The following is a 25,165-nucleotide window of genomic DNA, read 5'->3' as shown; positions in this document are numbered from 1 at the left end:
CGATTGTCTGAGCCGAAGGCGAGTTCGAGCGAGACCCCGCTTTTACCGAGCACCGCAGGTTGCCCGCAGCGAAGCGGAGGGACCCAGACTGTCGGGTCGCCTTTTCTTTGGTGACTTTCTTTTGGCGACGCAAAAGAAAGTTACTTGCCGCCGGGCAACCCCCGGCTTGCCGGCGAACCACCGCCCGTGGAATCAAGAGACGGCTTCGACAGGCTCAGCCCGAACGGTTGAAGGGACACCTCCCGGCCAACCAGCTTGTGCATCGCCATTGAAACTGGCTCAATGCGCAACCGCCCCGCCGGCGACACGAGGAACCGGCAGGTGAACCTCTCCGAACCCTTCGTCCGCCGCCCGGTAGCCACGGTCCTGCTGACCATCGGCCTGGCACTGGCTGGCATAGGCGCGTTCTTCGTGTTGCCGGTCTCGCCGCTGCCGCAGGTCGACTTCCCGACGATTTCGGTCAGTGCCTCGCTGCCCGGCGCCAGCCCGTCCACCATGGCCAGCAGTGTGGCAACGCCGCTGGAGCGGCGTCTGGGCACGATCGCGGGCGTCAACGAAATGACGTCCAGCAGCGGCACCGGCTCGACCCGCATCAGCCTGCAGTTCGACCTGAACCGCAAGATCGACGCGGCGGCGCGTGAAGTGCAGGCCGCCATCAATGCCTCGCGCGCCGACCTGCCCGCCACCTTGCGCAGCAACCCGACCTACCGCAAGGCGAACCCGGCCGCGGCGCCGGTCATCATCCTGGCGCTGACATCCAAAACCCGCGCACCCGGCCAGATCTATGACGAAGTCTCCAACCTCGTGCAGCAGAAAATTGCGCAAGTGCCGGGCGTCGGCGACGTGGAGCTCGGCGGGGGTTCCCTGCCGGCCGTGCGGGTGGACCTGCTGCCGTTTGCGCTGAACCGCTATGGCGTCAGCATGGAAGACGTGCGAGCCGCCCTGCAGGCGTCCAACGCCAACCGGCCCAAGGGCGCGATCGAAGGCAACGGCCAGCGCCTGCAAATCTATTCCGGCGCCAGCACGGCCAGCGGCGGGCGCAAGGCGGCGGACTACCGTGACCTGGTCGTGGCCTGGCGCAACAACGCGGCGATCCGCCTGCGCGATGTGGCCGAGGTCGTCGATGGCGTGGAGAACATCAACACCCTGGGCCTGTTCAATGGCGAGCCGGCCGTGATCGTGCTGGTGACGCGCCAGCCCGATGCGAATGTGATCGCCACAGTGGACGGCGTGCGCGCCCTGCTGCCCGAGCTGCAGGCCCAGCTGCCGCAGGACGTGGTGCTGCACATCGCCTCGGACCGCACCAATTCCATACGCGCCTCGCTCAAGGAGATCGAGATCACGCTGCTGATCTCGATCGCACTGGTGGTGCTGGTGGTGAGCGCCTTTTTGCGCAGCGCACGCGCTACCGTGATTCCCGCCGTCGCCACCGTGGTCTCGCTGCTGGGCACCTTCGGCGTCATGTATTTCCTGGGCTTCAGCCTGAACAACCTGAGCCTGATGGCGCTCACCGTGGCCACCGGCTTCGTGGTGGATGACGCCATCGTGGTGCTGGAAAACACCAGCCGGCACATCGAGGCCGGCATGGACCGTTTCCAGGCCGCGCTGCTCGGCGCGCGCGAGGTAGGCTTTACCGTGCTGTCCATCAGCCTGTCGCTGGTGGCGGTGTTCATTCCGCTGCTGTTCATGGGTGGGCAGACCGGCCGGCTGTTCCGCGAGTTCGCGGTCACGCTGTCAGCGGCGGTGCTGATCTCGCTGCTGATCTCGCTGACCACCACCCCCATGATGTGCGCCTGGCTGCTCAAGCCTGACGCCCACACGAAGCCGCCGGGGCGGGTGGCGCGCTGGTTCGAAGCGGCCTTCAGGCAGCTGCACCGCGGCTACGAGATCAGCCTCGACTGGGCGCTGGCCAGCCGCGTGATCGTGATGCTGAGCCTGCTGGCGGTCATCGCGCTCAATATCTACCTGTTCGTCGCCGTTCCCAAGGGTTACTTTCCGCAGCAGGACAGCGGGCAGATCAGCGGCGGCATACGCGCCGACCGCAGCATTTCCTTCCAGGCCATGCAGAGCAAGCTCAAGGCGCTGGTGGACATCATCCGCGCCGACCCGGCGGTTGATACGGTGGTCGGTTTCACCGGCGGCTCGCGCGCCGGCGGCGGCTTCATGTTCATCAACCTCAAGCCGGTGAGCCAGCGCACGGACAAGGGACAAGCGGTGATCGCGAGGCTGCGTCCGCAACTGGCGCAGATCACCGGCATCACCCTGTTTCTGAACCCGGTGCAGGACCTGCGCGGCGGCGGACGGGCCAGCAACTCCACTTACCAGTACACCCTCAAAAGCGACAATGCCGCCGACCTGAAGGTCTGGGCAACACGCCTGGCCGAGCAGATGAAGCTGCAACCGGCGTTGACCGACGTGGACACCGACCAACAGGAAAACGGTGTGGAGACCATGGTCACCGTGGACAAGGACAGCGCCGCGCGACTGGGCATCAATTCGCGCGATGTGGACAACGCGCTGTACAACGGCTTCGGCCAGCGCCAGGTCGCCACCATTTATGCGGACCTGAACCAGTACAAGGTCATCATGGGCGTGGCGCCGCGTTACATCCAGAGCCCGGAATCGCTGAAGGACATCTATGTTCCCGCACGCGGCGGCAACGGCACGACCCTCGCCGCGGCAGCCCCGGCCACCAGCACCAGCGTCGTCAACCCGGCACTGCGCGATCCCTCCTCGGGCCAGGCGCTGAGCGCGGCAGTCACCACCATGGTGCCGCTCTCGGCGATTGCGAGCTTCAGCCAAAACCCGACGGCCGCGTCGATCAGCCACGAAGACGGCGAGCTTTCGACCACGGTGTCCTTCAACCTGGCCGAAGGCGTGCCGCTCAGCGAAGCACAGGATGCGGTGAAGCAGGCGGAGGCAGAGATCCGCCTGCCCAACAATGTGCGCGGCAGCTTTTCGGGAACGGCGCTCAGCGCCCAGCAATCGCAAAACGAGCAGCCGCTGCTGATCCTGGCCGCGCTGATCGTGATCTACATCGTGCTGGGCATCCTGTACGAGAGCCTGGTGCACCCGATCACGGTGTTGTCCACCCTGCCCTCGGCCGGCGTGGGCGCGGTGCTGGCGCTGATGTTGTTCAAGATGGAGTTTTCCATCATCGCGCTGATAGGCGTCTTTCTGCTGATCGGCATCGTCAAGAAAAATGCCATCCTGATCATCGACTTTGCGATCGAGGCCGAGCGCTCGCGCGGCCTGTCGGCTGTCGAAGCAGTGCGCGAAGCCTGCCTGCTGCGCTTCCGCCCCATCCTGATGACCACGCTGGCCGCCATCCTGGGCGCGCTGCCGCTGGCCATCGGTTTCGGCGAAGGTGCCGAGCTGCGACGGCCGCTGGGCATTTCCATCATCGGTGGCCTGATTGCCAGCCAGCTGCTCACGCTGCTCACCACGCCGGTGGTCTATATCCTGCTCGACAAGCTGCGCCGCCGCAGCCCGTCCGAGCGCCACCTGAGCCGTCACCCCGACGATGCCGGCGTGCCACCGCCCGGTGTGCCGCTGCAACTGCAATGAGGCCTGCCATGCGATCCAGATTCACGCTTTACCCTATTGCCGCTGCGCTTGCCGTTCTGATCAGCGGCTGCGCTGTCGGTCCTAGCTACCAGCGGCCGCTCACACCCGAGGTCGGCAGCTACAAGGAGGCCGAAGGCTGGGTGCCCGCGGCGCCGGCCGATGCCCTGGAACGCGGCCCCTGGTGGTCGCTGTTCGGCGACCCGGTGCTCGACCAGCTGGCCGCGCGGGTGGAGGTGTCCAACCAGAACGTCGCAGCCGCCGTGGCCGGCTACGCGCAGGCGCGGGCGCTGGTGCGCGAGCAACGCGCCTCCCTCTTTCCGGCGGTCACGCTGGGCAGCGGCGCCACCCGCTCCGGCAGCGATGGCAGCAGCAGTACCAGCACAAACACAACCGGCAGCACGGGCGGACGCACCGGCAACAATTACCAGCTGAGCATAGGCGGCAGCTGGGAACCCGACGTCTGGGGCCGTCTCGGTCGCGCGGTCGATGGTGCCACCGCGGGCGCCCAGGCCAGCGCCGCCGACCTGGCCTCGGCCAGGCTGTCGGCGCAAGGTGAGCTGGCCATCAACTACTTCTCGCTGCGCCAGCTGGACGCGCAGAAAAGCCTGCTCGAGGACACCCTGCAGGGCTACCAACGCGCGCTGGAAATTGCCCGTAACCGCTACGACGCGGGCATTGTCGGCAAGACCGATGTGCTGCAGGCGCAAACCCAGCTGGCCAACGCCCAGGCCGACGATGCCGGCCTTCAGCGGCAACGCGCGCAGCTTGAGCATGCCATCGCGGTGCTGGTCGGCGAGGCGCCAGGCAACTTCTCGCTCGCACGTGCGGCGTGGAAACCTTCCGTGCCCGAGGTGCCGGTGGGTGTGCCGTCGACGCTGCTGCAACGCCGGCCCGACATCGCTGCGGCCGAACGCCGCGTGGCGGCCGCCAACGAGCAGATCGGCATCGCCAAAAGCGCCTATTACCCCAAGCTGTCCCTGAGCGCCTCCTATGGCCTGGGCGCGAGCCGCGTGGCGGACCTGTTCAGCGCGTCCAGCATGGCCTGGTCGCTGGGCCTGTCAGCTGCGCAGGTGCTGTTCAATGCCGGGGCCACCGGCGCCCGCGTGGACGGCAGCGAGGCGGCCCATGCCCAGACCGTGGCGCGTTACCGCCAGACCGTGCTGGCCGCCTTCCAGGATGTCGAGGACCAGCTGGCCGCCACCCGTGTGCTCTTGAGGCAGCAGGAACTGCGCCGGCAGGCCTCCGCATCGGCCGACCAGGTCGAGCAGCAGGTGCTCAACCGCTACCGCAGCGGCCTGGTGGGCTATACCGAAGTCATTTCGGCACAGGCCACCGCCCTGAGCGCGCGCCGTGCACTGGTGCAAGCCATGGCCGACCGCCAGACGACCGCTGTGGCGCTGATCCAGTCGCTCGGTGGCGGCTGGCAGGCGGAGTCATCGCCATGAGCGATGCAGCTGCGCTTCGATTTCAATAGCACCCAGCGCACGTGGTCATTGGGCTGGCGCCCTGATTTCCTGAAAGTCGGCACAAATGCCTGGCCAAAGGCGGCTTCAGGCAGGCATTGTTGACCTGCGTCAGTATGTATTTCACACGGGCAGGTCATAGTGGCAGCAACACCAAGGAGCGACCACCATGAAACTGTTGACTGACCTGTTTTCCACCGATTACGGCCTCATGACCGTCATCGGCATTGCCTTCATGATTGGCATGGGCGTGTTTTTCTTCATGCTGTTCATGGGCAAGATGGACCAGGACGCCAAACGCGCCGGCAAATAGACCAGACCCTGGGTGCGCGATGCGGCCTTGAAGCCCAGGGCTACATCGCCATGTACCGGCCGGGCCGGTGGTTGATGGCCAGGGCGAGGTTCAGCACCACCGCGCCCAGCACCGACAGTGCCACCCGCTGCCAGTCAGTCACCCACAGCGCACCCAGCACGATCAGTCCGTCCATGGCCATCTGCACCTTGCCGGCGCGCCAGCCCAGGCGCTCCTGCAGGTAAAGCACCACGATGTTCAAACCGCCCAGGCTGGCGCCATGGCGAAACACGATCAGCATGCCCGCGCCGCAGAGCAGGCCACCCAGCACCGCTGCCAGCGCGGGTGACAGGTAACCGAAGGCCAAGCCCTGCGGAAGCACCCAGGTGAAGAGCGACAGCAGGCCCACGGCCGCAAAGGTCTTGAGGGTGAAGGCCAAGCCCATGCGCCGCCAGGCAAAGAAATAAAACGGCAGGTTCACCATAAAAAACGCGAGGCTGAAACTCAGTCCGGTGGCGTAGTGAATCAGGAAAGCGATGCCGGCCGTGCCGCCCGTCAGCAGGCCAGCGTGACCGAACATGACCACGCCCAGCGCCACAAACAGGGTGCCCGTGGTGAGGGCCTGCACATCCTCATGCAGGCGGTGGTGCGGCACGCCCATGGCACCGGTCGCAACGGCAGGCGCGGTGCTCATGCCGCCTGCGCGGTGGCTGCGGGCGCCTGGGTGTCGGTGCAGCTGGCGCCGCCGCAACCGTGAATGATGTCCCTGGGCAGGGCCGCCGGCATGGCAACCACGCCGGTGACCGGGTCGTAACCGATGCCGCGCAGGTGCAGGGCGAGCGCGGCATCCATGGTCTGGGCGTGCTGGGGAAACCAGAACGCAAGCTCACGCGCCATGTCGCGCAACATTTTCAGGTTGCCGGTTTCGCCGCCAGCCAGGCCTTCACGCATGACCTGCAGCACAACCTTGTGCTGCACGCTGTGGCAGTTGGACGATGAAAACCGCGTGTCCTGCATCCAGCGGTCTTCCCGGCTGAAATGCTCGTCGGTGTGGTCCAGCAGCACACGCCAGTGGGCCAGCAAGGCGTCGTCAGCCGCCGTTTCAACCTGCGCGAGCAGATCGACAAATTCCCGATGGGTGTCATCCATCGCGGGCAGGTCGAGCGCCAGCGCGTCAGACCATTCAAGATTCGGCATGTTCAAGGCTCCGGCAGGGGTGATGCGCAAGCTTACGCAATCCACCGCGGAAAAAACTTGATCCAGGTCATGAATCCATGCGTCGGAGATCCCGGCGTGAAGGGCTGTCATCCTGGTCAGGATGCTCTGCTTTTGATAGCTGTCCGCGCCCGGTCCTCTTGGGCCAGAGGCACTCTTTATTGCCGAAAGCCGGCGTCAGCGCCTGATGGTGTCGGCCACACGTTCGGCGCAGGCCAGCGCCTGCGCGGCGTCGCGCGCCTCCACCATGACGCGCAGCAGCGGCTCGGTGCCGCTGGCGCGGATCAGCAGCCGGCCACTGTCGCCGAGTTCGGCTTCGACGCTGCGGCTCATGTCGGCCAGGGCCGCACTGCTTTTCCAGTCCTGGCCGGGCTGCAGCCGCACATTGATCAGCGTCTGCGGAAACAGCGTCACATCGGACAGCAGCTGGGCCAGGGTCTTGCCGCTGCGCACACAGGCCTGCAGGACCTGCAGCGCGCTGATCAGGCCGTCGCCGGTGCTGTGTTTGTCCAGCGCCAGCAGGTGGCCGGAACCTTCGCCGCCGAGCAGCCAGCCGTGTTTTTCGAGTTCTTCCAGCACGTAGCGGTCGCCGACCTTGGCGCGTACAAACTCGACGCCTCGGGCTTTCAGGGCCACCTCGACCGCCATGTTGGTCATCAGGGTACCGACCGCGCCAGGCACTTTTTCGCCGCGCGCCAGGCGTTCGGCCACCATCAGGTACAGCACTTCATCGCCATTGAAGAGCCGGCCCTGGGCGTCCACCAGCTGGAGCCGGTCGGCGTCGCCGTCCAGGGCCACGCCATAGTCCGCCCCATAGGCCTTGACGGCCTTGATCAGCGCCTCGGGATGGGTCGCGCCGACCTCGTGGTTGATGTTCATGCCGTCGGGCGCGCAGCCGATGGCGATGACCTCGGCGCCCAGCTCATGAAAGACTTCCGGCGCAATGTGGTAGGCCGCACCGTGCGCCGCATCCACAACGATCTTCATGCCCTTGAGCGTCAGGTCATTGGCAAAAGTGCTTTTGCAGAACTCGATGTAGCGGCCGGCGGCATCGTCGAGCCGGCGCGTCTTGCCGAGGTTGGGCGAGTCCGCCCACACCGGCGCCTGCTCCAGCACCGCTTCGACTTCCTCTTCCCACGCGTCCGGCAGCTTGGCACCCTGGGCGCTGAAAAACTTGATGCCGTTGTCGGGAAAGGCGTTGTGGCTGGCACTGATCACCACGCCCAGGCTGGCACGCTGCGTACGCGTGAGGTAGGCCACGCCCGGTGTCGGCAAGGGCCCGAGCAGCACCACATCAACGCCGGCAGAGTTGAAACCCGACTCCAGCGCACTTTCGAGCATGTAGCCGGAAATGCGGGTGTCCTTGCCGATCAGCACGGTGGGCCGGGCCTCGGTCTTTTTCAGCACCCGGCCGACAGCATGCGCCAGGCGCAGCACAAAATCGGGCGTGATGGGCGCCTGGCCCACGGTACCGCGAATGCCGTCGGTGCCGAAATATTTTCTTGTCATTGCGGTGGGTCTCTGGTTGTGATGGCGTCGATCAACGCCGAGGGAAATTCTAAGGTGCGCCGACCAGCCCGCTTGTAGGCTGCGGCGCCGTGGCAGCCAGCCAGACCTTCAGGGCCTGCACGGTTTCCCGGACATCGTGCACACGCACGACCCGGGCACCGCGGTCCGCAGCCAGCACGGCGGCAGTCACGCTGGGCACCATGCGGTCGAGAATGTCGAGCTGCGCCACTTGGGCCAGCGAGTTGCTGCTGACAGCCGCCAGCGAGGACTTGCGCGACCAGCCGGCCAGCAGCGGGTAACCGGCCGCAAGCAGCTCGCGCTGACGCGCCAGCAACGCAAAATTCTGCGCCACGGTCTTGCCGAAACCAATGCCCGGGTCGAGCACGATGCGGCCGGCCGCCACGCCCAGCGCGCGCAGCTCGCCCGCCGCCTGGACCAGGAAATCCAGTACCTGCGGCAGCACGTCGCCCTCCATGGGCACGGCCTGCATGGTCTGCGGTTCACGGTGCATGTGCATCAGGCAGACGCCGCAGCCCGGGTGCGCGGCCACCACCCGGGCGGCACCCGGCTGGCGCAAAGCCCAGATGTCGTTGATGATGTCGGCCCCCAGGTCCAGCACGGCGGCCATGATCCCGGGCTTGTAGGTGTCCACCGATACCGGCACACCCAGGGTGACCGCATGGCGCACCACCGGCAACACGCGGGCCAGCTCTTCGTCCAGCGGCACCGGTGGTGCGCCGGGTCGGGTCGATTCGCCGCCGATGTCCAGCATGTCGGCGCCGTCCTTGACAAGCTGCTCACAATGCGCAAACGCAGCGCGCGGCGCACCGCCCGCCGGGAAGTAGTTGCCGCCGTCGGAGAACGAATCCGGCGTGACGTTGACGATGCCCATCACACGGGGCTGCTCAAGGTCGATTTGAAAGCGCGAGGTTTGCCAGATCAAGCGGTACTCCTGAAACAGGGTTGGCGGAAACTGAAGTGCCCATGAAAAAACCGGGGACGCGCCCCGGTTGTCATGTGAACGGAGGCGCTCAGGCCACCGTCGGTGCAGGATCGGTCGCGACCGCCGGCGTGCCGCCGCTCGGGCCGCCGCCACCGACGGACGAATTGCGCGGTGTCCAGTCTTTGGGTGGACGCGGCTCCCGGCCGGCCATGATGTCGTCGAGCTGCTCGACATCAATGGTTTCCCACTCCAGCAGGGCCTTGGCCATGGCGTGAATCTTGTCCTGGTTGTCTTCAATCAGCGTGCGCGCCTGGGCGTACTGCTGGTCGATGATGCGGCGTACCTCGTCGTCGACCTTTTTCAGGGTCGACTCGCTCATGTTGTTGGTCTTGGTCACCGAACGACCCAGGAACACTTCGCCTTCATTCTCGGCGTACACCATGGGGCCGAGCGCCTCGCTCATGCCGTAACGCGTGACCATGTCCCTGGCCAGCGCGGTGGCGCGTTCGAAGTCGTTGCTGGCACCGGTGGTCATCTGGTTCATGAAGACTTCTTCGGCGATGCGCCCGCCAAACAGCATGCTGATCTGGCTCAGCATGTACTCGCGGTCATAGCTGTAGCGGTCCTGGGCCGGCAGGCTCATGGTGACGCCCAGCGCACGGCCGCGAGGAATGATGGTGACCTTGTGCACCGGGTCACACTTGGGCAGCATCTTGCCGAGCAGGGCATGACCCGACTCGTGGTAGGCGGTGTTCCTGCGCTCGGACTCGGGCATGACCATGCTCTTGCGCTCGGGGCCCATGAGGATCTTGTCCTTGGCTTTTTCGAAGTCCTGCATTTCCACGGTGCGCGCACTGCGACGCGCGGCCATCAGGGCGGCTTCGTTGCAGAGGTTGGCCAGATCGGCGCCGGACATGCCGGGGGTGCCGCGGGCGATCACGCTGGCATTGACGTCCTGGCCGAGTGGCACCTTGCGCATGTGCACATTGAGGATCTGCTCGCGGCCACGGATATCGGGCAGGGTCACGTACACCTGGCGGTCAAAACGGCCGGGACGCAGCAAGGCCGAGTCCAGGATGTCGGGCCGGTTGGTGGCGGCCACCACAATCACGCCGACATTGGTTTCAAAGCCATCCATCTCCACCAGCATCTGGTTGAGCGTCTGCTCGCGCTCGTCGTTGCCGCCGCCCAGGCCTGCACCACGCTGGCGGCCGACAGCGTCGATCTCGTCAATGAAGATGATGCAGGGCGCGTTTTTCTTGGCGTTGTCGAACATGTCGCGCACCCGGGCTGCGCCCACGCCGACGAACATCTCGACAAAGTCGGAGCCGGAAATCGAGAAAAACGGAACCTTGGCTTCGCCGGCAATGCCTTTGGCGAGCAGGGTCTTGCCGGTGCCCGGAGGGCCGACCAGCAACAGGCCGCGCGGAATGCGTCCGCCCAGCTTTTGGAATTTCTGCGGGTCTTTCAGGAAATCGACCACTTCCTTGACCTCTTCCTTGGCCTCGTCGCAGCCTGCAACGTCGGCAAAGGTCACGGTATTGGTGGACTCGTCGAGCATGCGGGCCTTGGACTTGCCGAAGCTGAAGGCCCCGCCCTTGCCGCCGCCCTGCATTTGCCGCATGAAGTAGATCCAGACGCCGATCAGCAACAGCATCGGACCCCAGCTGACCAGCAGGGTCATCAGGAGCGAGCCTTCTTCGCGCGGCTTGACGTCGAACTTGACGTCATTGGCGATCAGGTCGCCGACCAGACCGCGGTCCAGGTAGGTGGCCGTGGTGCGGATGCGGCGGTCATCGGTCGTGACAGCCGAAATTTCCGTGCCGCCCTGGCCTTCCGCGATGGTCGCGGACTTGATGCGTTTGCCCTTGACCTCGTCAAGGAATTCGGAGTACCCAAGGTAATTCGTACCGGCGCCACCGCGTGTATCAAATTGCTTGAAAACGGTGAACAGCACCATGGCGATCACCAGCCAGATTGCAATTTTTGAAAACCACTGATTGTTCAAGGATGTCTCCGATAGAGGAACACAAGGCACATGCGCCTGATTTTAGGCGTTTCAAGGGCAAAAGCCTCATAACAAGCCCGGGACATCCCTTGGTTTGAAGCGGGATTGCGGCATTTATTGCGTTTGAGCAAGCTCAGACGGTGGGGGCCGGCCTGGTTTTGAGCCCCATGCCGACCAGAAAGGTTTCCGACGACTCCGAGCGCGAGGCCTTGGGCTTGATGGGCTTGACGACCTTGAAGGTCTCCTTGAACAGCTTGACCAGCGGGCTGTAGGCCCCGCCGTGAAACAGCTTGACGACCAGCGCGCCCTCGGGCTTGAGGTGCTGCACGGAAAAATCAACCGCCAGTTCCACCAGGTGGGCGATGCGGGCGGCGTCGGCCGATTCGATGCCCGACAGATTCGGCGCCATGTCGGAAATCACCACATCAACCTTGGTAAAGCCTTTGTCGGCGGCCAGAGTCTGCTCCAGAATCTGTAGCACCTCCGGCTCCCGGAAGTCCCCCTGGATGAACACCACGCCTTCGACCGGGTCCATCGGCAGGATGTCGAGCGCCACGATGCGACCGTTGAGTTCGCCGGCTGCCGCGCCCGATGGCGAGAGCTTGCGACGCGCGTATTGGCTCCAGGCGCCGGGTACGCTGCCCAGGTCCACCACACAGTGGCCGGGCCGGATCAGGCCCAGCGTTTCATCGATTTCCTTGAGTTTGTAGGCGGCACGGGCCCGGTAACCCTCTCTTTTGGCCAGCTTGACGTAGGTATCGTTGACGTGGTCATTCAGCCACGCTTTGTTGACCTTTTTGCTTTGGGTTTTTACTTTCATGCCCGTATTGTCCTCTTAGCGCCCTCCCGCGCTGCGGTTTCACCAACGATAAATCAACGGCAGCTGCAGCTTCCCGGATAATCGGGGCATGGCTCAAATACTACTTACCCCCGCCCAGCGCAAAGACCACCGCGCCGAGGCACACCACCTGGACCCCGTCGTGATGGTCGGCTCGGACGGCCTGACCGCCGCCGTCCGGAAGGAAATCGACCTGGCCCTGAAGGCGCACGGCCTGATCAAGGTCCGCGTGCAGTCGGACGACCGTCCCGGGCGCGAAGCCATCTTCCAGGCCCTGGCCGACGAACTCGGCGCCGCGCCCATCCAGCACATCGGCAAACTGCTGGTGCTGTGGCGCCCGGTGCCTGAGAAGGAAAAAAAGGTCAACGAGGACCGCATGCCTGGGCCGCGCGACGTCAAGGTGCTCAAAAACAGTGCGCGTTACGGCCAGCGCCCCGAGGTCAAGACCCTGCGCGTACTGGGCAACCAGCGCCTGACGCCGGGCGGCACCGTCAAACGCGCGAAACCGAAGAAGCAGCAAAGCGCCAAGAAACGCGCCCAGGGCTGAAAAGCTGAGCCAACACGCCGGCGTGATCCGCCCGGCCCCGGCCCCTTGGCCTGGCCAGCGCGGCACTTTCCTTCTTTTGTCCCGCGCGTCCCCCCCTTTAGATCGGGCGCCTGCGCCCACAACTGATGGACATGACCACCTTGACCACCCTGCCCCCTTCCAACCCGCTCCTCGATTTCTCCGGCCTTCCCCTGTTTGACCGCATCACGCCCGGGCATGTCGGCCCTGGGGTTGACGTGTTGCTGGCGCAGGCCGAAACCGCGCTGGAACGCGTCACCGCCCCGGATTTTCCGGCGCGCTGGGCGGACATTGCCGGCGTGCTGGACGTGGCCACCGAAAACCTGGGCCGGGCCTGGGGCGCGGTCAGCCACCTCAACAGCGTGGCGGACACCCCCGAATTACGCGCCGCCTATAACGCCGCCCTGCCGCGTGTCACCGAGTTCTGGACCCGCCTGGGCGCCGACGAACGGCTTTACGCAAAGTACAAGGCCATCGATGTGGCGTCGTTGAACCCCGAACAGCGCCAGGCACACAAAAACGCCGTGCGCAACTTCGTGCTGTCTGGCGCCGAACTGGTGGGTGCGGCCAAGGAGCGCTTTGCCGCCATCCAGGAGCGCCAGGCCGAGCTGAGCCAGAAATTCAGCGAAAACGCGCTCGACGCCACCGAAGCCTGGGCCTACTACGCCCGCGAAGATGAACTCGCCGGGGTGCCGGCCGACGTGGTCCAGACGGCGCGCGCGCAGGCCGAGGCCGAAGGCAAGGAGGGTTACAAACTCACGCTGAAGATGCCCTGCTACCTGCCCGTCATGCAGTTTGCCGACAGTTCCGCCCTGCGCGAAACCCTGTACAGGGCCTACAGCACGCGTGCCAGCGACCAGTCGCCGCCTGAGTTCAGCCGCTTTGACAACAGCGCCGTGATGCAGGAGATCCTTGCCTTGCGGCTGGAGGAATCGCAGTTGCTCGGTTACCGCAATTTTGGCGAGGTCTCGGTGGTCCCCAAGATGGCCGACTCGCCCGAGCAGGTGATCAGCTTCCTGCGCGATCTCGGCCAGCGCGCCAAACCCTACGGCCTCAAGGACGTGGCGGACCTGCGCACCTTTGCTGCGGAAAAGCTGGGTTTGAAAGACCCGCAAGCCTGGGACTTCACCTGGATAGCCGAAAAGCTCAAGGAAGCGCGTTACGCCTTCAGCGAGCAGGAAGTCAAGCAGTACTTCACCGCCCCCAAGGTGCTGGCCGGCCTGTTCAGGATTGTCGAGACCCTGTTCGAGGTGGCGATCCGGCCCGACACCGCGCCGGTGTGGCATCCCGGCGTCGAGTTCTACCGCATCGAGCGCGACGGGCAACTGGTGGGCCAGTTTTACCTGGACCGGCCAGCGCGCACCGGCAAACGCGGCGGCGCCTGGATGGACGACGTGCGTGCCCGCTGGCTGCGTCCCGACACCGGCCAACTGCAGACCCCGGTGGCCCACCTGGTCTGCAACTTTGCGGACGGCGTGGGCGGCAAGCCCGCCTTGCTGACACATGACGACGTGACCACGCTGTTCCACGAGTTCGGCCACGGCCTGCACCACATGCTGACCCAGGTCAACGAGCGCGATGTTTCCGGCATCAGCGGCGTCGAATGGGACGCGGTCGAGCTGCCCAGCCAGTTCATGGAAAACTTCTGCTGGGAATGGGATGTGCTCAAACACATGACGGCCCATGTGGACACTGGCGAGCCGCTGCCGCGCGCCCTGTTCGAGCGGATGCTGGCGGCCAAGAACTTCCAGAGCGGCATGCAGACCCTGCGCCAGATCGAGTTTTCGCTGTTCGACATGCTGCTGCACACCGATTGGCAGCCCGGCGACGACGTGATGGCGCTGCTGGCCGGGGTGCGCGAGGAATTCGCCGTGATCACCCCGCCGCCCTACAGCCGCACCGCGCACACATTCAGTCACATTTTTTCCGGCGGGTACGCGGCCGGGTATTACAGCTACAAATGGGCCGAAGTCCTCTCGGCAGACGCCTACGCGGCCTTCGAGGAAAGTGCACAGGGCGCCACACCTGCAGGTGTAAACACCGACGCCGAAGCCGGCTCCAGCCCCGTTAGTCTGGAAACTGGCAGAAAATACCGCCAGGCCATTCTGGAGGCCGGTGGCAGCCGCCCGGCGATGGAATCGTTCAAGGCCTTCCGTGGCCGCGAGCCTTCCATCGACGCGCTGCTGCGGCACCAGGGCATGGCGTGAGTGACCTCTAACGGAGTGATGTATGACCTCGAATGCTATTAAATTTGCAGCTGTTGGCGCCCTGCTGGCGCTGGCTGGCGGCACATTTTCTTCTCTTTCCCAGGCTCAGCCCGTCTACCGCATCGTCGGCCCGGACGGCAAGGTCACCTATTCCGACAAGCCGCCCCCTGCGGCCGGCAATGCCAAGGTGACGGCGGGCGGCGCCGACGGTGCCCGCGGCGTCGTCACGGCGTCGTTGCCCTTTGAGTTGCGCAAGGTGGTGGGCCAGTACCCGGTCACCCTTTATTCGGGCGAGAACTGCGGCCCCTGCGCCTCGGCGCGTTCGCTGCTGACCACGCGCGGTGTCCCGTTTGCAGAAAAAACCATCGCGACCAATGAAGACGCACAGGCTTTGCAACGCATCAGCGGCGACAACTCCCTGCCCTTTCTGACCATTGGCAGCCAGCAACTCAAGGGTTTCTCGGATGCGGAATGGACGCAGTTTCTCGATGCGGCGGGTTACCCCAAATCATCGGTGCTGCCCGCCAGCTACCGGCAGGCCCCGGCCTCCCCCCTGGTGACGGTCGCGCCCGCGCCGGCGGCCACCACCACGGCCGCGCGGCCCGCCACGCCGGCAGCCGCCCCGGCCCCGGTGACGCCGCCGCCGAGCAACCCCACCGGCATCCGTTTTTAAGCTTCAGCGGAAAACCGCGCCTTTGGCGCTCAGCGCGGCAGCCAGCCCAGGCCTGCCGACGTACCGCCCGGCTGGCCGCCTTTTTTCGGCCGGTATTCGCAGCCGGTCCAGCCGTCCCAGCCGCAGGCGGCAGACACTTCGTCGATCACAGCGAACAGATAGGGGTAGTTGAGCTCCCCGATGTCCGGCTCGTGCCGCTCCGGCACACCGGCAATCTGGAAATGGCCGACGGCCCCGGTCGGCAGGTACTGGCGGATCTTGGTGGCGACATCTCCCTCGACGATCTGGCAGTGGTAAAGGTCCATCTGCACCTTGAGGTTGGACGCGCCGACCTCGGCCAGGATCTCGTGCGCATGGTCCTGCCGGTTCAGGAAAAAACGCGGAACGTCACGCGTATTGATCGGCTCGATCAACACGTCGCGCCCACGCTTCGCCGCCTCGGCTGCCGCCCAGCGCAGATGGGTCACGTACAGCGGCCGCAGGTCCTCGCGCTCCTGCCCGGCGGCGACCAGGCCGGCCATCAGATGGATGCGCGGGCAGTCCAGCGCCTCGGCATAGTCAAGAGCCAGCAGCACACCAGCGCGGAACTCCGCCTCGCGGCCGGGCACGGCGGCCGTGCCCTTGTCCCCGGCTTTGTCCCAGGCCTGCGCAATGGATGCTGCGTCGGTGCCCCCCGGTGGCGCGTTGAACAACACCTGCTGCAAGCCGTTGCCCTTCAGGCGCGCGGCCAGTTCCTGCTTGCTGAAGGCGTAAGGGAAGAGGAACTCCACCGCCCTGAAACCGTCTTTCGCCGCCGCTTCAAAACGGTCCAGAAACGGCAGCTCGGCGTACATCATGGACAGGTTGGCGGCAAATTTAGGCATGTTTATTCTCTTGAAATGCTATTAAATAGATAGCTGCTTGCGCTTACAGGGAAAGGGCTGCAGGCCTATTTGACTGTAAAAAACTCACCAGCGGGCGCCGAACACCTGGCGCAGCTCGTCGATCTGCGCCGCGCTCAAGGGCCGCACCGGCTCAACGTCCAGGCACTGGAGTCGCGCGGTTTCCTCAAGTTCCTCCAGCACGGCCATGGCCGCCGCCGGGCTGTCGTGCCAGACATTGGGCCCCAGCCGTGCCAGCATCACCGCGCGTATCGGTGTGCCCTGCCGGCCGTAACGCGTGATGGTCTGGGCCACCAGCGCCGCCGCCGCCGGGTCGCCCGGGCGGTGGTAGTCGATGACCGGCACATGGCCCACCTTCATGACGAAATAAGGCGTAAGCGCCGGCAGCAACTCCTCATCCGCCGCACGCAGGCTCAGCGCAACGCAATGGGTGCTGTGGGTGTGGATGATGCAGCGCGTGGCCGGGTCGAACGCGGAGGCTGCCGCGTAAATGCCGGCATGCAGCGCGATCGTTTTGCTCGCGGTGTCGCCGCTGACCTGCTTCGCATCGGCATCGAGCCGGGCCAGCCGCGCCGGGTCCAGGAAGCCCAGGCAGGCATCGGTCGGGGTGATCAGGAAACCACCGCCTGCCGATTCATCGAGCCGCACACTGATGTTGCCGGCCGTGGCATGCACATAGCCGCGCTCGAACAGGCTTTTGCCAACGCGGCAGATTTCTTCGCGCGCCTGGTTCTCGGTAAGCATTGTCATTTCAGCATCGTAAAGGCTTTGGTGAAAAAATCGTCGCTGCCAAAGTTGCCGGATTTCAGCGCAAGATGCAGACCGCCATCGCCGGTCGTGGCCGACGACCGCCGGGCCGCCCCAAGGTCGGCGACGCCCCCCTGGGGGGCAGCGAGGACCCGCAGTGCCGGGCGTGGGGGCTCTATTGCTGCATGACACCAGGGCACACCGGGATCAATCTGCGGGCCGATCTGCATCTGCGTGATGCCCAGCGCCTGCACGCAGGCACCCGAGGTCTCACCACCGGCCACCACCAGTTGCCGCACGCCCAGTTGCACCAGGCCGCGCGCCACCGCAGCCAGTGTGCGTTCGACCATCGCGCCAGCTTCCTCCACACCGAGCCTGCCCTGCACCGACTTGACGTCGCTGCTGTCGGCCGTCGAATAGACCAGCACCGGCCCCTGTGTCAGCAGCGGCTTGGCCCAGGCCAGCACCTCGGCCGCCACATCGGCACCAGACGCGATGCGCAGCGGATCAATTGCCAGCGCGGGATGGCCCTGCTTCATGAAATCCAGCACCTGCCGATTCGTCGCCAGTGAGCAACTGCCCGACACCACCGCCTGCAGGCCGCTGGCGACGGGCAGACGGCTGGCCTGGTCCGAAGGCGTGATGCCGAAGTTGGCAGGCAGGGCGATGGCCACGCCGGAACCCGCCGTCACCAGTGGCATGCCCTTGAGTGCAGGGCCGAGGCGCAGCAGGTCATCGTTGGACACCGCGTCCACGATGGCTACGCCGACGCCTTCCGCCTGGAGTTGCGCCATGCGTTCGCGCACCGCTGGCGCGCCGCGCGCCACCACGGTATGGGCGATCAGCCCGACACGTCGCGTGGTCTGCGATTGCAGCACCCGCACCAGATTCGCGTCCGCCATCGGTGTCAACGGGTGGTTCTGCATGCCGCTTTCAGAAAGCAGCACATCGCCCACAAACAGATAGCCCTTGAACACCGTGCGCTGGTTGTCGGGAAAGGCCGGCGTGGCGATCGTGAAGTTTGTCTGCAGCGCGTCCATCAGCGCCTCGGTCACCGGGCCGATGTTGCCGCGAGCCGTGCTGTCGAAGGTCGAGCAGTACTTGAAATAGATCTGCTGCGCGCCCTGCGCCTGCAGCCAGGCCAGGGCGGCCAGCGATTCGGCGACGGCCTGGGCCGGCGGCACGGTGCGCGATTTGAGCGCCACCACCACGGCATCCACCTCGGCGCCCAGCGGTCCGGACGGCACACCAATCGTCTGCACCACCCGCATGCCCGCGCGAACCAGATTGTTGGCCAGATCTGTGGCACCGGTGAAATCGTCGGCAATACAGCCCAGAACAATTTTTTTCATGACTTCTTCGGCAAGTCGATGCCAGGGAAAATCTTGATCACCGCGCTGTCGTCCTCTTTCGCAAAACCGGCGGTGGAGGCCTGCATGAACATCTGGTGCGCCGTCGATGACAGCGGCAGCGGAAACTTGCTGGCGCGCGCCATGTCGAGCACGATGCCGAGGTCCTTCACGAAAATATCGACGGCCGAGAGTGGCGTGTAATCGGCGGCCAGCACATGCGCCATGCGGTTCTCGAACATCCAGCTGTTGCCCGCGCTGTGTGTGATGACCTCGTACAACGCGGCCGGGTCCACGCCTTCGCGCAGGCCCAGCGCCATGGCTTCGGCCGCGGCGGCGATGTGCACGCCGGCCAGCAGCTGGTTGATGATCTTGACCTTGCTGCCGGCGCCGGCCGCATCGCCGAGCTTGTAGACCCTGGCGGCCATCGCGTTCAGCAAGGCTTCGGCTTTTTCGTACGCTGCCGGCGCGCCCGAAGTCATCATGGTCATCTCGCCGCTGGCGGCCTTGGCTGCGCCGCCTGAAATCGGCGCGTCGATGTAGAGCAGGCCCAGGTCATTGAGCCGTTTTTCCAGCGCCATGGACCAGTTCGCATCGACCGTGGAACACATCACAAACACGCTGCCGGGCTTCATGGCCGCCGCACAGCCCCCGGGGCCGAACAGCACCGCTTCGGTCTGCGCCGCATTGACCACCACCGACACGATCACGTCGCAGGCCGCCGCCAGCTCGGCCAGCGAGGCACAGGCCACACCGCCGTTTTCGGCAAAAGCCTGCGCCGCCTCGGGCCGCACGTCAAACACAAACACCCGATGACCGGCGCGGCGCAGCGATTGCGCCATGCCGTTGCCCATCGCACCAAGACCAATCACGCCTGCAACCACACTCATCGCTGTTTCCTTCAACCGAGGGTAATTTTTGCGAAGTCTGCCACACGCTTCCATTTCGCCGCGTCGGCGGCCATGAACGCGCCCATGGGCGCTGCGGCCAGAAAGCCGACATCGGCCCCACGCGACTCCATGGCGCGGATCACCTCCGGCTCGCGCAGAATCTTCTGCAGCGCCTGCTCCAGCGCAGCAACCACGGCGGGCGGCGTGCCGGCAGGGGCCGCTACACCGTACCAGGCGCTGACATCAAAGGCCGGCATACCCGATTCAGCCAGCGTCGGCACGGCCGGCAGCGTCGTGCTGCGGCGGCTGGTCGTGACGGCCAGGGCTTTCACCGTGCCGCCCTGGATCTGGCCCAGCACCGAGGGCAGGTTCTCGAACATCATGTCCACCTCGCCGGTGATCAGGCCGGTGACTGCCGCGGCAGCACCGCGGTAGGGAATGTGTGTGACGAACACGCCGGCCGTGCTTTTGAACAGCTCGGCGCTCAGGTGCAGCGAAGTACCATTGCCATTGGAGGCGTAGTTCATCTTTCCAGGCTCGCGCCGGGCGCGCGCGACCAGCTCGGCCACCGAGTTGATGCCGCTTTTCGGATTCACCAGCAGCACATTGGGCACCCGGCCCAGCAGGCCGACGGGTGCGATCTGTGCAGGCCTGTAAGGCAGGCTCGCATACAGGGCCGGGCTGATGGTCAGCGGCGGTGAGGCCATCAACAGGGTGTAGCCATCGGCTTGCGCGCGGGCCACTTCGGCCGCACCGAGATTTCCGCCTGCGCCGGGCTTGTTGTCGATGACCACTGGCTGACCCAACTCCTGTGCCAGGCGCGGCCCGACCAGGCGAGCCATGTTGTCAATCAGACCGCCCGGCGGGAAGGGCACGATCAGGCGAAGCGGTCTGGCCGGCCAAGCCTGTGCCCGGGCCAGCGCAGGCAGTGCCAGGGCCGCCCCTACCAACAGGCAGTCGCGGCGCGTGAGGGTGGGAGGGATTGATGGCTTGGGGGGTCGCATGGCAGGTCTCCTTGGATAAAGCAGATCGATTTGGCCTTATTTATATGGTTATCATACAACTTACCCGCCATGAATCACCTCAGGTTTTCCCGAATTGGGACCAGGCCAACGACTCAGTGGCTGATGGCGCCGGAAAGAAGGGCGCTGGCCAGTTGCACGCCCTCCTGCTGCCAGAAAGCCGGATCCGCCTGCTCAATGCGCCGGATTGCGTTGTCCATGTGGCGGGAGGCGGCCTGGCGCGCCTGCAAGGGGTCGCCGGCCTCAATGGCCTGGGTGATGGCTTCGTGCTCCTCGCGCACCTGCCCGGCAAAGTCGGCGCGGCGTGCCTCGTTGGCGCGGGTGACCCGGGTGACACCGCGCAGGAACTGGCGCAGGTAGTCCAGCGTGCTGATCAAAAACGGGTTTTGCGCCGCGTCCGCAATCGCGCGGTGGTAGTTCACGTCTTCCTCGGCACCGTCGCCGCCGGCCTTGACCGCCTTGTCGAGCGCCGCCATTGCCTGGCGGATACGCTTGACATCGTCTCCCGTGCGGCGCTGCGCCGCCAGCGCGGCCACTTCGGCCTCCAGCGCGCGGCGCACCTCCACCATCTGGATGACCGCCTGCATGGACGCGGCTGAACGGGTGTCGAAGTTGAGCGGCGCAAAGGCAGCGCGCTTCACAAACACCCCGCTGCCCTGGCGGGATTCCACCAGGCCCAGGGACTTCAGACGCGACACGGCCTCGCGCACCACCGTGCGGCTGACCGCAAACTGCTCGACCAGCGCGGCCTCGGTCGGCAGCTTGTCGCCCGCCGCTGGCCGGCCGGCGCGGATCTCGGCGGAGAGGGCCTCGGCCACCTGCTCCGAGAGGTGAACGCCGGGCGTGATGGACTGGAAACGGTGGGTCATGGGCGCCTGAAATTTGTCGTACAACTCTACAACATCCGGCCCGCGGCCCTCTCGGGGTTCACCCAGGTTTCTTAAAACACCAGCGTCTTGACGCCGGTTTCCGTTCCCAGCAGGCAGACATGCGCCTTCTGGAAGGCGAACACCCCGACCGTCACCACCCCGGGCCACTGGTTGACCTCGGACTCGAAGGCCAGCGGCTCGCTGATCTTCAGTCCGGTCACGTCCAGGATGTGCTGGCCGTTGTCGGTGACCAGCGGCGCGCCGTTTCTCAGGCGCAGGGTGGCTGTGCCGCCCAGCGCCTCAAACTGGCGCCGGATGCGCTGCGCCGCCATCGGAATCACTTCCACCGGCAAGGGGAACTGGCCGAGCGTCTGAACCAGCTTGGACTCGTCGGCGATGCAGACAAACTTGCGCGACTGGGCAGCCACGATTTTTTCTCGCGTGAGCGCTGCGCCGCCGCCCTTGATCATGTAGCCCGCATGATCGATTTCGTCCGCGCCGTCGATGTAGACCGCCAGCTCCTCGACATCGGCCGCCTCGAAGACCTGGATGCCCAGTGCTTTCAGGCGTTCCGTGGAGGCCACCGAGCTGGACACCGCGCCGGTGATCGTGTCCTTGATGCCGGCCAGCGCGTCGATGAACTTGTTGACGGTGGAGCCGGTGCCAACGCCGACAATGCTGCCGGGTTCGACATAAGCCAGGGCGGCCTGGCCCACCAGGGTTTTGAGTTCGTCTTGGGTCATGTCGGTCCGGAATGTTGGGGGGTGGATGGGGTTTGCGACAATGGGGCCTGCCGCACAGAACAACACAAATTATCCAATGTCCCTGCTCCCCTACGCCCTCGCCCGCCCCTTTTTATTTGGCCTGGACCCGGAAACCGCCCACGAACTGACCATGGCCTCGCTGGCCGGCACGCAGCGCACGCCGCTGGCGCTGGCCTACTGTTCGGGCCGGGTGGACGATCCCGTCACACTGGCCGGCCTGCAATTTCCCAACCGTGTCGGGCTGGCGGCCGGACTCGACAAAAACGCGCGCTGCATTGACGGGCTGGCCGCCATGGGTTTCGGCTTTGTCGAAGTCGGCACCGTCACGCCGAAAGCCCAGCCGGGCAACCCCAAGCCGCGCATGTTCCGCCTGCCGCAGGCCAACGCGCTGATCAACCGGCTCGGCTTCAACAACGAGGGGCTGGACGCCTTCATCACCCACGTGCAGCAATCCACCTTTCGCAAACGTGGGGGCGCCAGCCCGCTGCTGCTGGGCCTGAACATCGGCAAGAACGCTGCCACGCCGATCGAAAACGCGGTGGACGACTACCTGATCTGCCTCGATGGCGTCTACCCGCATGCCGACTACGTGACCGTCAACATCTCCAGCCCGAACACCAAAAACCTGCGCGCACTGCAAAGCGACGAGGCGCTGGACGCGCTGCTGGGCCGCATCGCCGAACGCCGCGAAATACTGGCGAAGCAGCATGGCAAACGCGTGCCGATTTTTGTGAAGATTGCGCCCGACCTCGACGAGGCGCAGGTCGGGGTGATTGCCGCCACCCTGAAGCGCCACGGCATGGACGGCGTGGTGGCGACCAACACCACGCTCAGCCGTGAGGCTGTCAAGGGCATGCCGCACGCCGAAGAAGCCGGCGGCCTCAGCGGCGCGCCGGTGTTGGCCGCGAGCAATCGCGTGATCCGCCAGCTGCGCGCGGCACTGGGCAAAGGTTTTCCCATCATCGGCGTGGGCGGCATCATGAGCGGTGCGGACGCCGTCTCCAAAATCGAGGCTGGCGCCGACGTGGTGCAGATCTACACCGGGCTGATCTACAAGGGGCCGGGCCTGGTGACCGAGGCTGCACTGGCCCTCAAAAAGAGTCGATAGCCCGGGAGAGATGGGCGTACACGCCCATGCAGGAATGGCTCCTACTCCGGCAAACCATCCAGGATTTTCGCCGCTTCGAGCTTGCCCATTTTCCGCAGCTTCGCAATCGCCGGCAGCTGGCTGGCGCGGGGTCGGGTTTTGCCGTCCTCCCACTTGTAGACAGACTGCACCGAGACGTTGAGGAGTCTTGCCGTCGCGGCGGCGGTCAGCCCAAGCCGGCGCCTCTGGGCAGCCAGTCCCTTGGCGCTGAAACGCAATCCGCTGCCGGCGCCCTCTCTGGTTTCCTCGGTCGCAGAAGCCTTCCTGCCAGACTTGAGCACGCGGCCCAGTTGCTTTTCCAGCGCCAGCACACGCCTTTTCAGGGCGGCGATATCGCTGCGGTACTGCGACGAGGCCTTTTTCAGCGGCTGGGTTTCCGCGCGGGCGTCCTTGCGGGCAACCCGGGAAATTTCGGCTTTGAGAACAGAAGCGATATTGGGCACATCGGAAATCTCCTTGCTGGATGAACGATGAGTTTTCTGAAAATGTTCTCCTCCAATTGTAGGAGGCCCGAATGACAAGCCGCAGGGTGGGCTATCCCCCGGGCTTGCGCTGACGCCCGTCCGGCCAGCGCCAGCGGACGCTGGCAGCTCCCGGCGCGCACGCCATGCGAGGGACCCGCAGCCGCAGGCATGCTATTTATTTAATAGCTGACTGCGCAAGCCCATCAAAGGCTGGAACTCGATTTGAGCATGAATGGCGGGACCACAGCGACCCAGGAGCGGGGGCCGGTGAACCATCTTCGGCAACGCTGCGGCGGGCAGATACATATTCCATCCAGCCCCCCCTGGAGCAAGCCAGCGCCCTGCCTCAGTCCGGCACAAACTGCTGCTTGAAGCGCGTCTCGTCCTCGGGCAACTCCAGCGTGACGAGCTGGCCCATCTTGCCGTCGGCGGTCCGGCAGGCCGCGAACAGGCTGGCCTTGCCCTTGAAGCTGTAGCTGTCCATGTCGATCAGCATGTAGGGATAAGGCACAAACACCTGGTGCAGAAAGATGCTCCTGTGCCGGTTGCGCGGCGACGGAAAAAGCTTGTAGTCGTCGGTGGTGATGCTTTTTGCAGTGGCCATCTGCTGCGCCTCAGTAGTGCGGCGGCAGGTCGTCGCCGGCGCGGGTCAGGGTCGCGGCGCCGGACTCGGGCAGCTGCTGGCGCAGCTGGCTGAGCTCGCGCATCAGCAGGTCGATCTGCTGCTGCTGGCGGACGATGACCTGGTTGAGCTCGTCGAGCAGGTCTTCGCCGAAGCTGGCCTTGATCTCCAGATCAGTCAGGCGTTTTTCAATTTCAGTGGCGGTTTCCATAAGCGCTATTGGACACGAGTTCGCGAACCGCCCCCACCAGCCGCTTTTCCTACATGCAAATACGCCGGCGTCCTCTGTCAGCCGCTGGACGCCCGCGCCACCATGAATGCTTTACTCCTTCGACTGGAACCCCCATGAGCATTCTCAGCAAGATCTTCAGCAAAATTTTTCCGTCGGCCCAGGCCGCACCGGTGCCAGCCCCGGCGTCGCCCAGCAGCGATGACGTTTCTGCCGCCGCCGCGGCAGCCGGCGCAGCCAGAGCAGGTGCCGCCACCGCCGCACCGGCGCCGATGACGCAGGTCGATGTGGAAGCAGTGCTCGACGGCATGGCGCAGAAAAACCCGCAAAAGCTCAACTGGAAAACCTCCATTGTTGATCTGATGAAACTGCTCGACCTCGACAGCAGCCTGGGCGAACGCAAGGAACTGGCGAAAGAGCTGGGCTACACCGGCGACACCGGCGACAGCGCTGCCATGAACATCTGGCTGCACCGCCAGGTCATGAACAAGCTGGCCGCCAACGGCGGCACCGTGCCGGCCGACCTGCGCGACTGAGCAAGGCTGCTGCGTGCCACGGCATGCAGGCCTGATTCCTTTCCCCTCTTTTTGAAAGTATTTCCATGGGCATTCTCTGGACCATTCTCATTGGCTTTATCGTTGGCGTGGTCGCCAAGTTCCTGATGCCCGGGCGTGACCCGTCCGGCTTCATCATCACGGTGCTGATTGGTATCGTTGGTTCGGTGCTTGCCAGCTACCTGGGCGGTGCGCTGGGCCTGTACCAGGTCGGCGAGTCTGCCGGGTTCATCGCGGCGGTGCTGGGCGCGATGCTGCTGCTGTTCATCTACCGCATGGTGAGCGGCAAGCGCGGCTGATCCCTAGCTACACATAAAACAGCTGCAGCGCCCGTGTGTCGGGCGCTT

At 65.2% G+C, this 25,165-nt stretch carries 25 protein-coding genes; 9 read left to right on the top strand and 16 right to left on the bottom strand.

Annotated features, from left to right (window positions below):
- Positions 1 to 321: 321 nt before the first annotated feature.
- The 3 genes from PSV33_RS03160 to PSV33_RS03150 all read left to right on the top strand — a co-directional run bounded on the left by PSV33_RS03160 (position 322) and on the right by PSV33_RS03150 (position 5,343).
- Positions 322 to 3,567, top strand: coding sequence for an efflux RND transporter permease subunit (locus PSV33_RS03160; RefSeq protein WP_300558606.1), 3,246 nt, complete (start codon positions 322 to 324; stop codon positions 3,565 to 3,567).
- 8 nt (positions 3,568 to 3,575) lie between these two features.
- On the top strand, positions 3,576 to 5,012 hold the full coding sequence (locus tag PSV33_RS03155; RefSeq protein WP_300558604.1) for an efflux transporter outer membrane subunit: 1,437 nt from the start codon (positions 3,576 to 3,578) through the stop codon (positions 5,010 to 5,012).
- Between the two features lie 187 nt (positions 5,013 to 5,199).
- Positions 5,200 to 5,343: a DUF3149 domain-containing protein gene (locus PSV33_RS03150; protein WP_300558601.1), complete on the top strand. Its 144-nt coding sequence runs from the start codon at positions 5,200 to 5,202 to the stop codon at positions 5,341 to 5,343.
- 40 nt (positions 5,344 to 5,383) lie between these two features.
- On the opposite strand, the gene PSV33_RS03145 is transcribed toward PSV33_RS03150, so the two are convergent.
- The 6 genes from PSV33_RS03145 to PSV33_RS03120 form a co-directional block, all read right to left on the bottom strand.
- Positions 5,384 to 6,016 carry a YitT family protein gene (locus PSV33_RS03145; RefSeq protein ID WP_300558599.1) on the bottom strand — a complete coding sequence of 211 codons (633 nt, stop codon included), beginning with the start codon at positions 6,014 to 6,016 and terminating at the stop codon, positions 5,384 to 5,386.
- The gene (locus tag PSV33_RS03140; protein ID WP_300558597.1) at positions 6,013 to 6,519 is read right to left on the bottom strand and encodes a hemerythrin domain-containing protein; all 507 of its coding nucleotides are present in this window, start codon (positions 6,517 to 6,519) and stop codon (positions 6,013 to 6,015) included. Before PSV33_RS03140 ends, PSV33_RS03145 begins: the two co-directional genes overlap by 4 nt.
- A gap of 195 nt (positions 6,520 to 6,714) precedes the next feature.
- A complete protein-coding gene (glmM, locus tag PSV33_RS03135) occupies positions 6,715 to 8,046 on the bottom strand; it encodes a phosphoglucosamine mutase (RefSeq protein ID WP_300558594.1) in 1,332 nt (443 codons plus the stop codon).
- 49 nt (positions 8,047 to 8,095) lie between these two features.
- On the bottom strand, positions 8,096 to 8,989 hold the full coding sequence (folP, locus tag PSV33_RS03130) for a dihydropteroate synthase (RefSeq protein ID WP_300558558.1): 894 nt from the start codon (positions 8,987 to 8,989) through the stop codon (positions 8,096 to 8,098).
- Positions 8,990 to 9,077: 88 nt separating this feature from the next.
- Positions 9,078 to 10,997, bottom strand: coding sequence for an ATP-dependent zinc metalloprotease FtsH (gene ftsH / locus PSV33_RS03125; RefSeq protein WP_300558556.1), 1,920 nt, complete (start codon positions 10,995 to 10,997; stop codon positions 9,078 to 9,080).
- 133 nt (positions 10,998 to 11,130) lie between these two features.
- A complete protein-coding gene (locus PSV33_RS03120; RefSeq protein ID WP_300558554.1) occupies positions 11,131 to 11,817 on the bottom strand; it encodes an RlmE family RNA methyltransferase in 687 nt (228 codons plus the stop codon).
- 88 nt (positions 11,818 to 11,905) lie between these two features.
- Here PSV33_RS03120 and yhbY point away from each other — a divergent pair, with 88 nt between their 5' ends.
- The 3 genes from yhbY (at position 11,906) to PSV33_RS03105 (ending at position 15,280) form a co-directional block, all read left to right on the top strand.
- Positions 11,906 to 12,382, top strand: coding sequence for a ribosome assembly RNA-binding protein YhbY (gene yhbY / locus PSV33_RS03115; RefSeq protein WP_300558552.1), 477 nt, complete (start codon positions 11,906 to 11,908; stop codon positions 12,380 to 12,382).
- Positions 12,383 to 12,513: 131 nt separating this feature from the next.
- A complete protein-coding gene (locus tag PSV33_RS03110; RefSeq protein ID WP_300558550.1) occupies positions 12,514 to 14,607 on the top strand; it encodes a M3 family metallopeptidase in 2,094 nt (697 codons plus the stop codon).
- A 22-nt stretch (positions 14,608 to 14,629) separates the two neighbouring features.
- Positions 14,630 to 15,280 carry a glutaredoxin domain-containing protein gene (locus PSV33_RS03105; protein ID WP_300558547.1) on the top strand — a complete coding sequence of 217 codons (651 nt, stop codon included), beginning with the start codon at positions 14,630 to 14,632 and terminating at the stop codon, positions 15,278 to 15,280.
- A gap of 29 nt (positions 15,281 to 15,309) precedes the next feature.
- Here the strand turns inward: PSV33_RS03105 and otnI are convergent, their stop codons facing one another.
- From otnI to rpiA, 7 genes are all read right to left on the bottom strand, one after another.
- The gene (otnI, locus tag PSV33_RS03100; RefSeq protein WP_300558545.1) at positions 15,310 to 16,143 is read right to left on the bottom strand and encodes a 2-oxo-tetronate isomerase; all 834 of its coding nucleotides are present in this window, start codon (positions 16,141 to 16,143) and stop codon (positions 15,310 to 15,312) included.
- 84 nt (positions 16,144 to 16,227) lie between these two features.
- Positions 16,228 to 16,911, bottom strand: a complete 684-nt coding sequence (locus PSV33_RS03095; protein ID WP_300558542.1) for an aldolase — start codon at positions 16,909 to 16,911, stop codon at positions 16,228 to 16,230.
- On the bottom strand, positions 16,908 to 18,260 hold the full coding sequence (gene otnK / locus PSV33_RS03090; RefSeq protein WP_300558539.1) for a 3-oxo-tetronate kinase: 1,353 nt from the start codon (positions 18,258 to 18,260) through the stop codon (positions 16,908 to 16,910). Before otnK ends, PSV33_RS03095 begins: the two co-directional genes overlap by 4 nt.
- The gene (gene ltnD / locus PSV33_RS03085) at positions 18,257 to 19,147 is read right to left on the bottom strand and encodes an L-threonate dehydrogenase (protein WP_300558536.1); all 891 of its coding nucleotides are present in this window, start codon (positions 19,145 to 19,147) and stop codon (positions 18,257 to 18,259) included. The genes otnK and ltnD overlap by 4 nt, the downstream gene beginning before the upstream one ends.
- A gap of 11 nt (positions 19,148 to 19,158) precedes the next feature.
- Complete coding sequence (locus tag PSV33_RS03080; protein WP_300558534.1) at positions 19,159 to 20,151, bottom strand: tripartite tricarboxylate transporter substrate binding protein; 993 nt, start codon at positions 20,149 to 20,151, stop codon at positions 19,159 to 19,161.
- A gap of 113 nt (positions 20,152 to 20,264) precedes the next feature.
- Entirely contained in the window at positions 20,265 to 21,038 is a 774-nt protein-coding gene (locus tag PSV33_RS03075; protein ID WP_300558531.1) for a FadR/GntR family transcriptional regulator, read from the bottom strand.
- A gap of 71 nt (positions 21,039 to 21,109) precedes the next feature.
- Positions 21,110 to 21,781, bottom strand: coding sequence for a ribose-5-phosphate isomerase RpiA (rpiA, locus tag PSV33_RS03070; RefSeq protein ID WP_300558528.1), 672 nt, complete (start codon positions 21,779 to 21,781; stop codon positions 21,110 to 21,112).
- 76 nt (positions 21,782 to 21,857) lie between these two features.
- Between rpiA and PSV33_RS03065 the strand changes: the two genes are divergently transcribed.
- The gene (locus tag PSV33_RS03065) at positions 21,858 to 22,910 is read left to right on the top strand and encodes a quinone-dependent dihydroorotate dehydrogenase (protein WP_300558525.1); all 1,053 of its coding nucleotides are present in this window, start codon (positions 21,858 to 21,860) and stop codon (positions 22,908 to 22,910) included.
- A 41-nt stretch (positions 22,911 to 22,951) separates the two neighbouring features.
- Here the strand turns inward: PSV33_RS03065 and PSV33_RS03060 are convergent, their stop codons facing one another.
- The 3 genes from PSV33_RS03060 to PSV33_RS03050 form a co-directional block, all read right to left on the bottom strand.
- Complete coding sequence (locus PSV33_RS03060) at positions 22,952 to 23,470, bottom strand: helix-turn-helix transcriptional regulator (protein ID WP_366945577.1); 519 nt, start codon at positions 23,468 to 23,470, stop codon at positions 22,952 to 22,954.
- Positions 23,471 to 23,759: 289 nt separating this feature from the next.
- Positions 23,760 to 24,017 carry a hypothetical protein gene (locus PSV33_RS03055; RefSeq protein WP_300558522.1) on the bottom strand — a complete coding sequence of 86 codons (258 nt, stop codon included), beginning with the start codon at positions 24,015 to 24,017 and terminating at the stop codon, positions 23,760 to 23,762.
- A gap of 10 nt (positions 24,018 to 24,027) precedes the next feature.
- Positions 24,028 to 24,246: a SlyX family protein gene (locus PSV33_RS03050; RefSeq protein ID WP_300558519.1), complete on the bottom strand. Its 219-nt coding sequence runs from the start codon at positions 24,244 to 24,246 to the stop codon at positions 24,028 to 24,030.
- 134 nt (positions 24,247 to 24,380) lie between these two features.
- Here PSV33_RS03050 and PSV33_RS03045 point away from each other — a divergent pair, with 134 nt between their 5' ends.
- Both PSV33_RS03045 and PSV33_RS03040 read left to right on the top strand, forming a co-directional pair.
- Positions 24,381 to 24,800 (top strand): DUF3597 domain-containing protein, encoded by a 420-nt coding sequence (locus tag PSV33_RS03045; RefSeq protein ID WP_300558516.1) that lies wholly within the window; start codon positions 24,381 to 24,383, stop codon positions 24,798 to 24,800.
- A 65-nt stretch (positions 24,801 to 24,865) separates the two neighbouring features.
- Positions 24,866 to 25,117, top strand: a complete 252-nt coding sequence (locus PSV33_RS03040) for a GlsB/YeaQ/YmgE family stress response membrane protein (RefSeq protein WP_300516756.1) — start codon at positions 24,866 to 24,868, stop codon at positions 25,115 to 25,117.
- Positions 25,118 to 25,165: the final 48 nt, after the last annotated feature.

The organism is Polaromonas sp. (assembly GCF_029945895.1).
Lineage (GTDB): Bacteria > Pseudomonadota > Gammaproteobacteria > Burkholderiales > Burkholderiaceae_C > Polaromonas.
This window is presented reverse-complemented; position numbering and strand designations above follow the sequence as displayed.

Excerpts from the sequence above, each read along its gene's own strand:
- PSV33_RS03105 (WP_300558547.1), top strand. The coding sequence starts at position 14,630 with ATGACCTCGAATGCTATTAAATTTGCAGCTGTTGGCGCCCTGCTGGCG.
- PSV33_RS03150 (WP_300558601.1), top strand. The coding sequence starts at position 5,200 with ATGAAACTGTTGACTGACCTGTTTTCCACCGATTACGGCCTCATGACC.
- PSV33_RS03120 (WP_300558554.1), bottom strand. The coding sequence starts at position 11,817 with ATGAAAGTAAAAACCCAAAGCAAAAAGGTCAACAAAGCGTGGCTGAAT.
- otnK (WP_300558539.1), bottom strand. The coding sequence starts at position 18,260 with ATGAAAAAAATTGTTCTGGGCTGTATTGCCGACGATTTCACCGGTGCC.
- PSV33_RS03080 (WP_300558534.1), bottom strand. The coding sequence starts at position 20,151 with ATGCGACCCCCCAAGCCATCAATCCCTCCCACCCTCACGCGCCGCGAC.
- PSV33_RS03155 (WP_300558604.1), top strand. The coding sequence starts at position 3,576 with ATGCGATCCAGATTCACGCTTTACCCTATTGCCGCTGCGCTTGCCGTT.
- otnI (WP_300558545.1), bottom strand. The coding sequence starts at position 16,143 with ATGCCTAAATTTGCCGCCAACCTGTCCATGATGTACGCCGAGCTGCCG.
- yhbY (WP_300558552.1), top strand. The coding sequence starts at position 11,906 with ATGGCTCAAATACTACTTACCCCCGCCCAGCGCAAAGACCACCGCGCC.
- PSV33_RS03055 (WP_300558522.1), bottom strand. The coding sequence starts at position 24,017 with ATGGCCACTGCAAAAAGCATCACCACCGACGACTACAAGCTTTTTCCG.
- PSV33_RS03065 (WP_300558525.1), top strand. The coding sequence starts at position 21,858 with ATGTCCCTGCTCCCCTACGCCCTCGCCCGCCCCTTTTTATTTGGCCTG.
- rpiA (WP_300558528.1), bottom strand. The coding sequence starts at position 21,781 with ATGACCCAAGACGAACTCAAAACCCTGGTGGGCCAGGCCGCCCTGGCT.
- ltnD (WP_300558536.1), bottom strand. The coding sequence starts at position 19,147 with ATGAGTGTGGTTGCAGGCGTGATTGGTCTTGGTGCGATGGGCAACGGC.
- PSV33_RS03145 (WP_300558599.1), bottom strand. The coding sequence starts at position 6,016 with ATGAGCACCGCGCCTGCCGTTGCGACCGGTGCCATGGGCGTGCCGCAC.
- PSV33_RS03140 (WP_300558597.1), bottom strand. The coding sequence starts at position 6,519 with ATGCCGAATCTTGAATGGTCTGACGCGCTGGCGCTCGACCTGCCCGCG.
- PSV33_RS03075 (WP_300558531.1), bottom strand. The coding sequence starts at position 21,038 with ATGACCCACCGTTTCCAGTCCATCACGCCCGGCGTTCACCTCTCGGAG.
- PSV33_RS03095 (WP_300558542.1), bottom strand. The coding sequence starts at position 16,911 with ATGACAATGCTTACCGAGAACCAGGCGCGCGAAGAAATCTGCCGCGTT.
- PSV33_RS03110 (WP_300558550.1), top strand. The coding sequence starts at position 12,514 with ATGACCACCTTGACCACCCTGCCCCCTTCCAACCCGCTCCTCGATTTC.
- PSV33_RS03040 (WP_300516756.1), top strand. The coding sequence starts at position 24,866 with ATGGGCATTCTCTGGACCATTCTCATTGGCTTTATCGTTGGCGTGGTC.
- PSV33_RS03045 (WP_300558516.1), top strand. The coding sequence starts at position 24,381 with ATGAGCATTCTCAGCAAGATCTTCAGCAAAATTTTTCCGTCGGCCCAG.
- glmM (WP_300558594.1), bottom strand. The coding sequence starts at position 8,046 with ATGACAAGAAAATATTTCGGCACCGACGGCATTCGCGGTACCGTGGGC.
- PSV33_RS03050 (WP_300558519.1), bottom strand. The coding sequence starts at position 24,246 with ATGGAAACCGCCACTGAAATTGAAAAACGCCTGACTGATCTGGAGATC.